Source organism: Sphingobium salicis subsp. salicis, assembly GCF_049472635.1.
GTDB lineage: Bacteria > Pseudomonadota > Alphaproteobacteria > Sphingomonadales > Sphingomonadaceae > Sphingobium > Sphingobium yanoikuyae_A.
This window is the reverse complement of record NZ_JAYRCS010000001.1, coordinates 5,016,910-5,029,265: the sequence shown is the minus strand read 5'-3', so window position 1 is coordinate 5,029,265 and position 12,356 is coordinate 5,016,910. Positions and strand designations below refer to the sequence as shown.

Below are 12,356 nucleotides of genomic sequence, written 5' to 3'. Positions count from 1 at the left end.
ATGGAGGCTTGCCTGTCAATGGGGTGATGTGAAAAGAGCGAAAACATGAAAAGAGGACATCGTACCGGCAAGCCGAAAGGCGCCTTCCCCCGCTTCTACGGACGCCACGCCATCACGGCTGCGCTCGCCAATCCGAACCGCGTCGTGCGCAAGATATGGGGCACGCGCGAAGCGATCGGCGCGCTCGACCTGCCGCCCGTTCTGCCGATCGTCTATTCCGACGTCGCCGACATGGGCCGCATGGTGCCGTCGGATGCGCCGCATCAGGGCATCGTCGCCGAAGTCGAGCCGCTGGACGATGTCTGGCTGGGCGACGTGCTGGAACAGGGGCGGGACGACCAGCGCCCGATCCTGGTGCTCGACCAGGTGACCGACCCGCATAATGTCGGCGCGATCCTGCGGTCGGCCGCCGCCTTCGACGCGCTGTGCATCGTCACGCAGGACCGGCATGCGCCGCCCGAATCGGGCGTGCTGGCCCGCGCCGCGTCGGGCGCGCTGGAAACCGTGCCCTGGGTGCGGGTGGTGAACCTGGCCCGTGCGCTCGAAGAGATTGCCGAAGCCGGTTACTGGCGCATCGGCCTGGACGGCGATTGCGACACCGTGCTGGCCGACGCGATCGGCGAATCGCGCGTCGCGCTGGTGCTGGGCGCCGAGGGCGAAGGGCTGCGCCACAACACCATGGCGCATTGCGACATTATCGCTAAGCTGCCGATCAGCCCGCGCATGGAGAGCCTGAACGTCTCCAATGCGGCAGCGATCGCCCTGTACGCCGCCACCAGCCGGTAAGCGGCCGCCGGGCACCATCTTGCGACGATGTGGGTGGGGCGCCCTGCCCACATCGTCGCGCAGACGAACGGGGGTTCGCCATGGTCCTATTGTCCCGCGCGGCGGGCGCGCTGGCCGCGCTGCTGATGCTGCCCGGATGCCTGGTGACCCCCGGCAGCTTCACCTCCACGCTCGACATCCGCGCCGACCGCAGCTTCGCCTTTGCCTATAAGGGCGAGATATTGGCGTCGGACATGGACAAGGCGCTGGGCGGCCTGAACAGCGATGCAGAGGAGGATCCGCTGGAAGGCGTCGCCCCGCCCGAGGGCGAGGAGGCCGTGCTGCAGAAGGTGGCGCAGAGCCAGAGCAAGACACCCGCCCCGCCCGCCGAGCCCCAGTTCGACAAGGCCAGCGGCGACGATGCGCAGATGCAGGCGATGGCGAGCGCGCTCACCAAGGAAAAAGGGTTCCGGTCGGTCCAGTATCTGGGCGATCACAAATTCGCGATCGACTATGCGATCAGCGGAAGGCTGGACCATGCCTTCCTCTTCCCCTTCAACATCGACGCGCAGATCGTCCTGCCCTTCGTCGCGGTGGAAATGCGCGGGGCGGACCGGGTGCGGGTGAAGGCACCGGGCTTTTCCAACGGTTTCGACAAGAGCCAGGGGCCGGCCGGCATGGGCGGGGGATCGGGCGACGCGGCGGCCAAGGCGCTGAACGGCACGTTCACGCTGACCACTGATGCAGAGATCGTGAGCCAGAATCAGGAAGATGGCGCAACCACCGTGCCAGAGGGCAAGCGCATCACATGGACCATCACGCCGCTGACCGGCGATGCGCCGGCCGCGACGTTGCGGGTCAGGCCCTGAAATAAGGGATCAGTCTTCCGGCGCGATGGTGACGCGCAGACCGTCAAGCGCATCGCTCAGCACGACCTGACAGGACAGGCGGCTGGTCTCATTGCGATGATCGCTGCTGTCGAGCAGGTCATTCTCGTCCTCGCTCATCGCCGGCAGGGCGTCGGCAAAGGCCGGGTCGACATAGACATGGCAGGTCGCGCAGGAGCAGCAGCCGCCGCACAGCGCGAGCAGCTCGTCAAAGCCATGGTCGCGAATGACTTCCATCACCGAGAGACCCTTGTCCCCCTCAACAGTCTGTTCGGCACCATCACGGTTGACCACGATCAGCTTCGGCATCTACCCATTCCTTTTGGACTTATCCCCGCCGCTCTGACCGACAGCGGCGGCGAAATCAAGGGCTGGACGGGCGGACATGGTAAGCACGGCGGAAGAATTGCGCGTCAGCCTGGACTTCATCGCTGCGGCGGAGCCGGCATTCGGCGCGGCAATCGCCAGCGTCGGCTATCCGGTGCCGCGCGTGCGCGAACCGGGCTATGAGACGTTGCTGCGCACCATCGTCGGCCAGCAGGTCAGCGTCGCCTCCGCCGCGGCGGTCTGGCGCAAGCTGGAGGCGGAGCTGGGCGTGGGCTGCACACCCGAAGCGCTGCTGGCGCGCGATTTCGATACGTTGCGCGCCTGTGGCCTGTCGCGGCAGAAACAGGGCTATGCCCGCAGCCTGGCCGAACTGGTGGTGGACGGCACGCTCGATCTCCACGCCCTGCCCGCCGACGATGAAGTCGCGATCGCGCAACTGGTGCAGATCAAGGGGATCGGCCGCTGGTCGGCGGAAATCTATCTGCTGTTCGCCGAAGGCCGCCCCGACATCTGGCCGGCCGGCGACCTGGCGGTGCAGATCGCGGTCGGGCGGATATTGGGCCTGGGCGAGCGGCCGAGCGAGAAGCTGACCCGTGATCTCGCCGAAGCCTGGCGCCCGCATCGCGGCGCCGCCGCGATCATGGCCTGGCACCATTATAATAGCGGGCAGGACATGCTGCAAAGCTGAGACGCGGCGGGGCACAGGCCCCGCCCGCCTGCCCGCGCTTCAGCCCAGCAGCGCGATGTTGAAGACGATGCCCAGCACCGCCGCCAGCGCCAGCGCCAGCAGACACAGCGCAATCACCAGCGTCACCGAGATCGGGAAGCGGCTGTCGGAGTGAATCAGCCCATCCTCCGTCATGATCTTGCGCCGATCCCGCAATTCGGTCGCGAACTGGACATGGCGCACGATGCCGCCGGCCAGCAGCACGATGCCGAACACCAGCAGCGCCACGCCGAAATTGCGCGGCGCGTTGACATTCTGGATGCTACCCGCGTCCTGCATCTTCTGGAATGCCTGGTTGATGGTGAAGCCGAAGCCGATGAGGGACAGCGCTGTGCGCATTTCCGACATCAGGGTCCGGTCCGCGCTCATCCGGGTACGCTGGAACGACATGCCGGTCCGGCGCATCGACATTTCGGTGCGATGCCCGGACAGGTCGGTGCGATATTCGGACAGGTCGGTGCGATGTTCCGACAGGCCCGTGCGATGGCGCGACAGGCCGGTGCGGAAATGCGAATAGGCGGTCGATGCCCCTTCGGGATCGCTCGCATCGACCGGCGGAATGGGCGGCACGGGCTCGCCCACATTGCGGGCCGGGCGGATGGGCACGCCCCTGGATTCCTGCGATTCGGCCATATGCCCCCTCCTGTCAGTTCGGCTTGATCGGCGGCGGGAAATTGGCGAGCACGGCGGTCACCGCCTTGTCGATTGTCGCCTGGTCGGGGCTCTTGCGGCTGACCTCCTGCGTGGCCGTGCCGTGCCAGACCGGCTGTTTCGTCCCGGTGTCATAGATATCGACCGTCAGCGTGCCGTCGGTCACGTTGCGCACATCGACATTGCGATAGCCGCCCCAGCCGGCCCACCCGCCCCAGGGACGATAATAAGTGGCATAGGGACCGAAATCGGTCACCTCGACCCGGTCGCGGGCGCCCAGGGTAAAGCCGATGGCAAATTCGCCGGGTTCAGCCTGGCTATAGCCGCGCGCCGCGAGGGCGGTGTCGATCGACGCCTTCACCCGCTGGAACAGCAATGGGTTCATGCCCTGCGGCACATTGATCGACGCCCAGCTATAGCTGCGATAGCTGGCGAAATTGGCCGCGGGATCGGCATCATAATTGACCCGTGGCGTGGTGGCACAGCCTGCCAGCGCCAGCAGCAGACCCGTGACGAATATGCGCCTGATCATATCGCGACCTCCCTTTGAACATCCCTGGGCATAGCCAAGCGGACGCCGGGCCAGCCATCGGGATTCTCCCCTAGGGACCGCCCCGGATATCCCTAGCCAATGGCGTGAAGCGGCGCCCGAAAGCCGCGGTCGGACCAAAGCGGGACGATCGCCCGACCCCCGGAAAATCCGCTATGGCGCGATGCCCGCGAATGCGCGATCATCCCTTATTCCAGCGGTCGGACGGGTGAGTCGCGGCGCCAATCGCGAAACTTTTCCTGCCGATCGCAGCCCAGCAGAGGGAGCTGTGTGCGATGGTAAGAGACTGGCCTGCAATGGTCGCAGCGGGCGCCGGCATTTGTGTGGCATTGGCCACGGCAAGCAGCATGGGCACGCCGCAGGATGCAACCCCCACCGTCAGGCTGGCGCCACCGGCCCTGCCCTGGCTTGACGATCTGACCGCGGACAAGCCGGCGGTGCGCGCCGGGCAGCAGCTCGCCAGCAACCGCTAGCGCGGCCATCATCCGAGCCGGACAGGCCTGTGTTGAACGGACTGACGGATTCACGCTGAACCGGCCTGCGCTCAACCGGTCCAACTGAACCGGGAAACATTGGGCCGTGACGGTTTCGACGCCTGCACGGCTGGGCGGCGCGATCCAGCCCCGGCGGCGGGATGCCAGCCTTCCTCATGATCGGGAGCATCGATGGATTTCCTACGCCTGTTCCAGTCGCTGGAAGAATTTCTCTATGAAGCGATGAGCTGGCTGGTCTTCTATCCCCGCACCCTATGGCGGACCATCCGCCACCCGATCCAGATGCTGCGCTATTCCGACAAGGAACTGGAGGATGCGCCGGACCAGCAATTCACCGACATGCTGAGCCCGCCCCTGTTCCTGATGCTGACCATATTGCTGTCGCACCTGATCGAGGTGGCGTCGCACCAGAAGATGCCGGAGGTCGCAACCACCGGCATCGGCAAGGAAATCACCGCGTCGGAAATGAACCTGCTGGTGCTGCGCGCCTTCCTTTTCGCCATCTATCCGCTGATGTTCGCGGTGCGGCGGCTGAAGGCGCAGGGCCTGGCGCTCAACCGCGACACGCTGCGCCGTCCTTTCTACGCCCAATGCTATATTGCCGGGCCGGCCGCGCTGGTGCTGGGCATCGCGTCGATCCTGGCGCGCCTCGGCGACGTCGCCTGGGCGATCGCCGCGCTGGTCATCATGCTGGTGACAATCAGCTGGTATCTGCGGATCGAGACGATCTGGCTGCGCAGTCGCACCCGGAAATCGACCGGCAAGGCGTTCCGATCAGCGTTGGGCACCTGGCTGCTCGCCTCGCTGATCAACAGCGGAGCGAGCTTCCTGATCCTGGGCGGCTGACCCGGCTATTCGCCGTCCGGCGTCATCGCCATCACGTCGACGAAGCGACGCTGTGCGTCGAAGCGGCAACGGAAGCGCTTGATCCCCTCGCTGCCTTTGTCGACCGTGCCATCGATGAAGAAGCCACCGGGCGCCTTGGCGATCGCTCCGGTCTTCACATAGGCCGGGCGGGTGCCATATTGGCCGGACACTTCCCCCCGGCAATAAGCGGGCATGTTGCCCGGCGTCAGCGCCGGGCCGGTCGCCGCCGGCATCACCTGCGCCGCGGTCGCCGCCAGCGCCTGCACGCTGACGGTCAGCGTATAATTGGCGACTTCGTTGCGGCGGGCGGCATTGCGCATCAGATAGACGCGGATGCGATAATCGCCATTGGCGGGCAGGCGGCCGGCAAAGCTGTTGCCGGCGGACGAACCGACGAACATGGCGCTATCCCCGGCACCGGGCGCGATCACGTTGAAATAGCTGGAGGCGTTGCTGGTCTGAAGCCGGACATTCATGGTCTGGCCGGCCCGCGCGCCGACCAGATAATCGACCATGTCATAGCCCTTGAGCGACGCCTTGATGACCTTGGAGGCGGTCCCCCTGGCGAATTGCACCCGCTCGCTGCGCACCGGGGCCTGAGCGATGGCCGGCATGGCCAACGCCGACAGCGCGACGGTCGCGATCATGGCATTCCTCATGATGCATCCTTTCGATCAATAGGGGTCCATCGACATCACATTGCCATCACCCGTAACGCTACAACGCGAGCGATAATGGCCGGACGCAATGATAATCTCGTAGCGATCCCCACCTTGCGGATAGACGCTGACCGGCACGGAACTGCCCGCCGGCACGTTCTGGAACTCGTCGCCGCGCCGGGCACAGGCCCGCTGCGCCGCCGCCGGCGCGCCCCGCACGATCTGGCTGTTGGCGGCAAGGCGATTGCTCCGCTCCGCATTGCCCGCCGAAAAGCCCGAATGATAGGCTTCGCTGTCGTTGCGATCATAGTCACCGCCATAAAGGCCGTCATGATAGCCGCGCTCATATTCGCTGTCATGCTGGGCCGAGCTGTCATTATGGCTCTTCTTGTGGCTGGCAAGCGCCGCGATCAGGCCGATCGCCGCAACGCCGGCTACTGCCGCTGCGGCCGTATTGCCACCGCCATGGCCGCAATCGCCATCCGATGCGCTGTCGATCGCATCATAGCGGCCATTATAGGTGACGACCCGGATGCACTGGTCCTTCGCGCTGTTCCACCAATAGTTGGTGAGGCCATTCTGCTTGGCGATGCGATAGCCGCGCGACTGGAGCGCATTTTCCCCAGAAGAGCCTCGCGCGCCGACCAGATCATCGACATCGCGCGGCGGCGCCGCATGGGCCGGCGAGATCGGAAGGGCAGCCGCCAGCAAGGCGGTCACCGACAAGAATGTCGAAAAACGCGTCATCCTCATTTCCCCTGTTCCTGCGACGCCGGAAAGCGGAGTCGCAGACGGCCGCATGCTACAGCAACGCTGGCGCGGCGCATTCGGCAAAGCCGTGGATAGGGATCAGGGAAAATACCGAGAAATAAAGTCCGGGAGCGATGCAAGCACCGCTCCCGGACGGCCATGGTGCCCACCGCGAAAGGGGTTAAGCGGCGGCACGGACCCGCGCGCCGATTGGGGCGACGCGCTTATGGCAGAATTCAGACGACCAGCTTGGCCGCGTAGATCAGGCTGCCCCGGCCCAACTGGGCCATGACCTGCGACCGGACGCTGTCGCCGACCGCGAAACAGCCCTGGCTGCGCCCCAGCTTGCCGCGCGCACCGGCCAGCGTGGGTTCGGCATACCAGGCACCATGCAGCACGATCGCCCGGCTCATCGCATTGTCGTTGGTCGGATCGAGCCCCTGCAAGCGCTGCGACGGGCCATGTTTCCCGACATAGGGATCGGCCGTCAGAAACGCGCCCGAACAGGAGGCGTTGGAGCCGGGCGCATTGGAAAAGCGCTCCAGCCAGCCGCTGTGATCCGGGTCCGATCCGCTGCCATGCGCCACCAGATAGGAGGTGGTGGTGCCATCCAGCAGGTTGACGATGTGCAGCCGCGGCTCCGACGAGGGCGCGGCAAAATCGACCAGCGCCATGCGGTGCCGGTTGACGATCTGCGGATGCCGTTCCAGCGCCGCGCGCGCCTGCGCAAACAAAGCGGGCTTCACCAGCGCCGGCGGGGTCGGCGTCTGTACCGGCGCGACGGGTGTTGCCGGCAGCATGGGCCGCAGCGCGCGCATCGGCCCCGGCGCGGAGGCACGCGCGGTGCCAACAGCGCCCGCGACCAGAACGGAAGCGGAAAGGAGAAAACGGCGACGATCGGGGTTCATGGATGGTGCAACTAGGGTGCAGGCCCCGCCAAGGTCTTTGCCGGAATCGGGCGCGGCGCACAAAGTCTTGCGCACATCCGTCCGGCCCGGCATTTTTGTCGGGCGGGGCACGTCGAAGCGGGAGAAGCGGGACATGGCCGGAACGCGGCTATCGAACGGCATCTATCGGGAAGCGGTCGCCACCATCGTCCGGCGCATCCAGAAGGCCCATGGCCTGTCCGACAGCCAGCTGGCGGAGCGGATCGGCTGTTCGGCCGGCACGGTCAAGAATGCCCGCAACGAGGCGAGCAACCTGGACGCCGTGACCCTTGCCAATATCGAGCAGGTTTTCGGCCCCGGCGCGATCGACCCCTATCTGGCGCTGGCCGATGTTCGCGCCGTGCCGCTGACCCCGCCGGTGCCGGTCGAGCGGTTGCATCCGACGCTGGCGATCGTCGAGGCGCTGCACCGGATCATCGAGAAGCAGATGCCCGACAGCGAAGGCGGCACCCGCATCACCTCGCACGAACTGCTGACGATCCTGAGCGAATTGCGCGAGGCGCGCGGCGTGTTCGACGCCCTCATCATGATCGCCGATCCCGCGATCGACAGCGGCGAGATCAGCTTCCGCGACAAGGGCCGCAAGCGGCTGGCCGTGGTCCACAGCCAGGGCGGCACCATCACCCGCGCCGACATCATGCACAGCGAGGACGATGCCGGCTGAGCCGCCATCGTCCCGCGTCGTCAGTGCGCCGGCTTGGCAATCTCCGCCGCGTAGATTTGCGGCGCGCCGTCCATGTTGGAGCGGAAGATCATCCATTTGCCGTCGGGCGTGAAGGTGATGTTGGGCTCCAGCCGATAGTCATGCTTGCGCATGTCGACGATCTTCTCGACGCCAAAGGTACCCGGCGCGATCAGGTCGGCGGCATTGTCGGCATGGATGCCGGCGACATCGGGAATGGCCTGGGGCGTGAAGAGATAGAGATATTTGCCGTCGGGGGCATGGGCGACCATTTCGCTGTCGCCGCCGTCGCCGGAGAAATGCTTGAGGTCAGGCGCCTGGTTGTAGTGGACCGACCATTGGTTGCGATCGACCTTGAACCACTGCCGATGCCCGGTCGCCAGCTCATAGCCGGCGAGCCAGAACACCTCGCCACGCGGCGTCTGGAGATCATACCAGATCCACTTGCCGTCGGGCGAGAAGAACTCGTGGCCGGCAATTTCCATGTTCATCGTGCGCTTGTGGACCAGCTGCTGACCGCTGCCGTCGGTGCGGATCGTCCAGATCCGGTCGACCTTGTGCCAGGGGCCTTCATGGCAATACATGATGAGCTTAGGGTCGGTCGGCGAAAACTGGATATGGTTGAGCCAGTCGGTCGAGGCGACCACCACCTTGCGCTCGCCGGTGCGGATGTCGATGGTGAAGATCTCCATCGGAATGCGCGCTTCCAGCCGCTCGTTGAGGCGCACTTCCTTCGCCTCGGCAAAGCTGAGCGGCTTTCCGTCCGGGCCGTTGGCGGCATAATTGGCCTGGCCGAACTGCTGCTTGATCTCCGGCGCGGCGCGCTTCTGGGTGCCGTCGGGCTGGAGCGGCTTGTCGCTGGCCGCCCATTGGCCGAGCAGCAGCGTCTCGTCCGCATTGATCGAGCCGATCGAACCGCGATCGACGGTCGCGATCTTGCGCACCTTGCCGCTGTCGATGTCGGCGGCATAGAGCGTCGTCGCGCCGGCGCCATCGTCGCGTCTGTGGCTGGCATAATAGGCGGTGCGCGTCTTGCGCCCGGTGAAGAGCAGCTGGATATCCTTGCCCTTGACCAGCGGCCTGATGCTCCAGTCGGCCAGCGTCAGCACCGAAATGCCGTCGGGGGTGGAAATCACCATCTTGTCGCCCTGCGGCGTATAGCTGTTCTGGTGGAAATAGAGGCTGGCGCTGCCCGGCGTGTCGGTCAGCCGCAGCACGCGGTGGCCGGTAGTCTGGTCGACCCATTCGGCCACGGGCTTGGCCAGCGCCGGGGTCGCCGCGCTCACCGTCAGCGCCGCCATCAGGCCAATCATCATCGTCTTCATCTTAAGGCCCTTCATCATTTGGCAGCATCGGCGAGCGCGTCGGGAATGAGCGCCAGATTCTCGATCGCGGCAAGGCCCCATTGCGACGCCGCATTGGTGGAGACGTCCGGCCATTCGACGATCGGGCGGACATAGGCCGGGCCCTTCAGCGACACGCGCGGATCGCCGGTCGACAGGCCGAGGCCCGCGTCGCCGCCCAGGAATTCTTTCCAAGCGCGGACCGCCAGTTCCCTGTCGCCGGTTTCGCGCGCGACATAGGCGGTCAGGCGCGAATGGCCTTCCTTGAGGTTGCGGCGGCCGAAGGGCTGCTCGAACTTCGCCTTCCATTCCTGCGGCGAGGCATTGAACCAGCGGCAATAATCGAGCCAGGCGGTGCGATAGCGCGGCACGTCGAGCAGGTCGAGAAGCTCGGCATTCACCTCCAGCGCGCCGAACACGGCATTGAGGTGCGAGATGGAAATCTTGTCCCCCGCCCCCATGAAGCGCCCGGTCTTGAGGTCATAGGGGGCGCTGCCCGCCAGCCAGCCATATTTCAGGCGACCGATGCTATCCATGCCGTTCAGCAGTCGCTCGCGCCACTTCTTGTCGCCGGTCCGCTCCCATTCGGTGAGCCAGGCCGAGGCGACCGAGCACCACATGGTGCCGAAGCTGAGGTCAATGACGCCGGCCGGCAGCGGATTGCGCTCCGCGCCCGGCACCTTGCGGCCGATCTCGACATGCTCCAGCGCCAGGTCGGACGTGACCAGATCGCGCATCAGGTCGCCGGCGCGTTCGTCGGCGGTCAGATAATAGAAAATGCGGCGATACATGGCATTGCTGACGCGCGGCTGCTTGCTGCTGTCGCTCCAGTGCTGGACGCCATGGCGGGTGCCCAGCCCCTTGAACCTGCCGAGATGATAGACGTCGACCTCGCCGGTATGGCGGGTCAGCGCTTCGGCAAAGCGGAAGGCGGCGGCATTGCCGGTGCGCAGCACGCTGGTCCAGAACCACAGGTCCGGCGACAATTCGCTATTGTCCCAGGCGAAGCCGCCAATGTCGTAGCGCCACACATGCCGGTCGAAATCATAGGTGTGCATGATGTCGCCATGGTTCCAGAAACCATACCAGCGGCGGCGATCCACTTCGCCCACATAGAAGTCGACGAGGTTGCTATTCTGGTCCTCGATCCGCGCCTTCATGGGGCTGGACCGGTCCGGCAGGCTCCAGATGCCGAAGACGCCGGCTTCATGGATGCGGTCGGGCGTCACCATCAGCTGCGGCGGCACGGCGTTCGCCTGCGCCATGGCGGCGAGCGCATCGGCCGACGGGGTGGCGGCGCAGGCCCAGAGGGTCAATTCGCTGGTGCGGGCGACGCCGGTCGCGGCATCCCAGCCGGGCTCATAATCCTCATAGGTGATGTCGAGCCCTTCATTCTGGGCATCATAGCCCTCCATCCCCAGGACGCCGCGATAGGAGCGCATGTCCATCGGCTTGGCATCGGGCGACCAGAGCCAGGCGGTCAGCGTCGCCATGTCACTTTCGGCGTCCCGAATGCTGATCTGGGACGGGTGGCGCTGCCAGAAATAGCGGGTGGCGATCGCCGCGCCGCCTTGGGGCGAGCCGATATAGCCGAGGCCCTGCGACCGGCTGCCAGCGACGGAATCGACCCAGGCATGGCCATCCTGGGTGCGCTTGGCGATGGCGAAACCGTCGGCGGACAATTGGGTCAGGTCGAAATCGCCCCATGTCGGGATGCGGTCGAGCAGTTTGGCGACGCCGGGCGCCATCGCGTCCATCGGCACCGCCTTGCCGGCGATCTGCGCGGCACGCACCGCCTTGCCCGGATCGCGGCGCAGGCCGGTGAGCGGCCGCACCGCTTCGCTGAACAGGCCATCTTCGGCGGTGGCGAGGCGAACATGACGGTCATGCGGGGCGCCCGCCATCGGCACGGCGGCGGTGAGGCCGATGCCGCTGATGAAATCCTTCGCCGGATCGCCATCGAAGATGAAGCTGTGGACGATGCGCAGATGGTCGCCGCCGGCATGGGCATAGAGGCGCAGGGTGAAGGGCAAGATCTGCCGCCCCTGCCCCTCATGCACGCCCGTCAGCTTGACGACGGCGCGGACCGGCCCCTTCTGCTCGACGGTGGCGCTGGTGATGCGGCCGGTGAAGGGCGTGCGGGTGCCGCCTTCGGGCGCGCTGTCGACGCTGGCCACTAGCGTCAGGGGGCCGACGACGGTGCGACCGCCCTGCTGCGCCGACTGGATGATCGCATTGCCCGAGCGGCCGATGCTCCAGCGGAGCGCGCCGACCTGAATCTCGATCCGGTCGGCGAGTTCGCGCACCAGTACCGGCGCCTGCGGCGCGGCCGGCTTGCCCGGCACCACCCGCAGCGCGCCGGGCTGGCCGGTGCCGGCGGGCAGTGCATGGGCGGTCCATTTGATCGACCCGTCGGGCCAGGTCGCCAGCGTCCAGTGCTGCGAGGGCAGAGCGGTGCCATCGGCGCCCTGCACCGACAGCGGCTTGCCCGCGCGCAGCACGCCGCGCGGCCATGGCACGCCAAAGGTCTGGCCGAGCGAGAGCGGCGGGGCGGCATCGTCGATCCAGCGGACCGGGGTTTCCGGCATCGCGCCGCCGCGCGCACTGGTCGCCGCCTGCGCCGCGCCCGGCAGCAGCGCGGTCGCGCTTGCCATCAATCCCGCCTTCAGGCTGTCGCGCCGGCTGATCCCCGCCCTGATATCCACTT

At 66.3% G+C, this 12,356-nt stretch carries 14 protein-coding genes; 6 read left to right on the top strand and 8 right to left on the bottom strand.

Features of this window, described 5'->3' with window-relative positions:
* Positions 1-45 precede the first annotated feature (45 nt).
* Positions 46-786: a 23S rRNA (guanosine(2251)-2'-O)-methyltransferase RlmB gene (gene rlmB / locus VHN57_RS24305; RefSeq protein ID WP_004210274.1), complete on the top strand. Its 741-nt coding sequence runs from the start codon at positions 46-48 to the stop codon at positions 784-786.
* 80 nt (positions 787-866) lie between these two features.
* The gene (locus tag VHN57_RS24300; protein ID WP_125985657.1) at positions 867-1,634 is read left to right on the top strand and encodes a hypothetical protein; all 768 of its coding nucleotides are present in this window, start codon (positions 867-869) and stop codon (positions 1,632-1,634) included.
* Between the two features lie 9 nt (positions 1,635-1,643).
* Here the strand turns inward: VHN57_RS24300 and VHN57_RS24295 are convergent, their stop codons facing one another.
* Positions 1,644-1,961: a 2Fe-2S iron-sulfur cluster-binding protein gene (locus tag VHN57_RS24295; RefSeq protein WP_004210272.1), complete on the bottom strand. Its 318-nt coding sequence runs from the start codon at positions 1,959-1,961 to the stop codon at positions 1,644-1,646.
* A gap of 76 nt (positions 1,962-2,037) precedes the next feature.
* Between VHN57_RS24295 and VHN57_RS24290 the strand changes: the two genes are divergently transcribed.
* Positions 2,038-2,667 carry a DNA-3-methyladenine glycosylase family protein gene (locus VHN57_RS24290; RefSeq protein ID WP_278987661.1) on the top strand — a complete coding sequence of 210 codons (630 nt, stop codon included), beginning with the start codon at positions 2,038-2,040 and terminating at the stop codon, positions 2,665-2,667.
* Positions 2,668-2,706: 39 nt separating this feature from the next.
* On the opposite strand, the gene VHN57_RS24285 is transcribed toward VHN57_RS24290, so the two are convergent.
* Together VHN57_RS24285 and VHN57_RS24280 are read right to left on the bottom strand one after the other, a co-directional pair.
* Complete coding sequence (locus tag VHN57_RS24285; RefSeq protein ID WP_278987662.1) at positions 2,707-3,339, bottom strand: YidH family protein; 633 nt, start codon at positions 3,337-3,339, stop codon at positions 2,707-2,709.
* A 13-nt stretch (positions 3,340-3,352) separates the two neighbouring features.
* The gene (locus tag VHN57_RS24280) at positions 3,353-3,889 is read right to left on the bottom strand and encodes a DUF4136 domain-containing protein (RefSeq protein ID WP_037515925.1); all 537 of its coding nucleotides are present in this window, start codon (positions 3,887-3,889) and stop codon (positions 3,353-3,355) included.
* Positions 3,890-4,182: 293 nt separating this feature from the next.
* Between VHN57_RS24280 and VHN57_RS24275 the strand changes: the two genes are divergently transcribed.
* Both VHN57_RS24275 and VHN57_RS24270 read left to right on the top strand, forming a co-directional pair.
* Complete coding sequence (locus tag VHN57_RS24275; RefSeq protein ID WP_037506240.1) at positions 4,183-4,380, top strand: hypothetical protein; 198 nt, start codon at positions 4,183-4,185, stop codon at positions 4,378-4,380.
* A 192-nt stretch (positions 4,381-4,572) separates the two neighbouring features.
* Entirely contained in the window at positions 4,573-5,247 is a 675-nt protein-coding gene (locus VHN57_RS24270; protein WP_099234052.1) for a hypothetical protein, read from the top strand.
* Between the two features lie 5 nt (positions 5,248-5,252).
* On the opposite strand, the gene VHN57_RS24265 is transcribed toward VHN57_RS24270, so the two are convergent.
* From VHN57_RS24265 to VHN57_RS24255, 3 genes are all read right to left on the bottom strand, one after another.
* Entirely contained in the window at positions 5,253-5,927 is a 675-nt protein-coding gene (locus tag VHN57_RS24265) for a hypothetical protein (protein ID WP_423285929.1), read from the bottom strand.
* A 15-nt stretch (positions 5,928-5,942) separates the two neighbouring features.
* A complete protein-coding gene (locus VHN57_RS24260; RefSeq protein ID WP_278988184.1) occupies positions 5,943-6,674 on the bottom strand; it encodes a hypothetical protein in 732 nt (243 codons plus the stop codon).
* A gap of 239 nt (positions 6,675-6,913) precedes the next feature.
* Entirely contained in the window at positions 6,914-7,585 is a 672-nt protein-coding gene (locus tag VHN57_RS24255) for a murein L,D-transpeptidase catalytic domain family protein (RefSeq protein ID WP_278988181.1), read from the bottom strand.
* Positions 7,586-7,718: 133 nt separating this feature from the next.
* Between VHN57_RS24255 and VHN57_RS24250 the strand changes: the two genes are divergently transcribed.
* Positions 7,719-8,288, top strand: coding sequence for a helix-turn-helix domain-containing protein (locus VHN57_RS24250; protein ID WP_004210258.1), 570 nt, complete (start codon positions 7,719-7,721; stop codon positions 8,286-8,288).
* Positions 8,289-8,308: 20 nt separating this feature from the next.
* Here the strand turns inward: VHN57_RS24250 and VHN57_RS24245 are convergent, their stop codons facing one another.
* Together VHN57_RS24245 and VHN57_RS24240 are read right to left on the bottom strand one after the other, a co-directional pair.
* Positions 8,309-9,631, bottom strand: a complete 1,323-nt coding sequence (locus VHN57_RS24245; RefSeq protein ID WP_423285926.1) for an oligogalacturonate lyase family protein — start codon at positions 9,629-9,631, stop codon at positions 8,309-8,311.
* A gap of 14 nt (positions 9,632-9,645) precedes the next feature.
* Positions 9,646-12,354 (bottom strand): exo-rhamnogalacturonan lyase family protein, encoded by a 2,709-nt coding sequence (locus VHN57_RS24240; protein WP_423285924.1) that lies wholly within the window; start codon positions 12,352-12,354, stop codon positions 9,646-9,648.
* Positions 12,355-12,356 lie beyond the last annotated feature (2 nt).

Excerpts from the sequence above, each read along its gene's own strand:
- rlmB (WP_004210274.1), top strand. The coding sequence starts at position 46 with ATGAAAAGAGGACATCGTACCGGCAAGCCGAAAGGCGCCTTCCCCCGC.
- VHN57_RS24300 (WP_125985657.1), top strand. The coding sequence starts at position 867 with ATGGTCCTATTGTCCCGCGCGGCGGGCGCGCTGGCCGCGCTGCTGATG.
- VHN57_RS24295 (WP_004210272.1), bottom strand. The coding sequence starts at position 1,961 with ATGCCGAAGCTGATCGTGGTCAACCGTGATGGTGCCGAACAGACTGTT.
- VHN57_RS24290 (WP_278987661.1), top strand. The coding sequence starts at position 2,038 with ATGGTAAGCACGGCGGAAGAATTGCGCGTCAGCCTGGACTTCATCGCT.
- VHN57_RS24285 (WP_278987662.1), bottom strand. The coding sequence starts at position 3,339 with ATGGCCGAATCGCAGGAATCCAGGGGCGTGCCCATCCGCCCGGCCCGC.
- VHN57_RS24280 (WP_037515925.1), bottom strand. The coding sequence starts at position 3,889 with ATGATCAGGCGCATATTCGTCACGGGTCTGCTGCTGGCGCTGGCAGGC.
- VHN57_RS24275 (WP_037506240.1), top strand. The coding sequence starts at position 4,183 with ATGGTAAGAGACTGGCCTGCAATGGTCGCAGCGGGCGCCGGCATTTGT.
- VHN57_RS24270 (WP_099234052.1), top strand. The coding sequence starts at position 4,573 with ATGGATTTCCTACGCCTGTTCCAGTCGCTGGAAGAATTTCTCTATGAA.
- VHN57_RS24265 (WP_423285929.1), bottom strand. The coding sequence starts at position 5,927 with ATGAGGAATGCCATGATCGCGACCGTCGCGCTGTCGGCGTTGGCCATG.
- VHN57_RS24260 (WP_278988184.1), bottom strand. The coding sequence starts at position 6,674 with ATGACGCGTTTTTCGACATTCTTGTCGGTGACCGCCTTGCTGGCGGCT.
- VHN57_RS24255 (WP_278988181.1), bottom strand. The coding sequence starts at position 7,585 with ATGAACCCCGATCGTCGCCGTTTTCTCCTTTCCGCTTCCGTTCTGGTC.
- VHN57_RS24250 (WP_004210258.1), top strand. The coding sequence starts at position 7,719 with ATGGCCGGAACGCGGCTATCGAACGGCATCTATCGGGAAGCGGTCGCC.
- VHN57_RS24245 (WP_423285926.1), bottom strand. The coding sequence starts at position 9,631 with ATGAAGACGATGATGATTGGCCTGATGGCGGCGCTGACGGTGAGCGCG.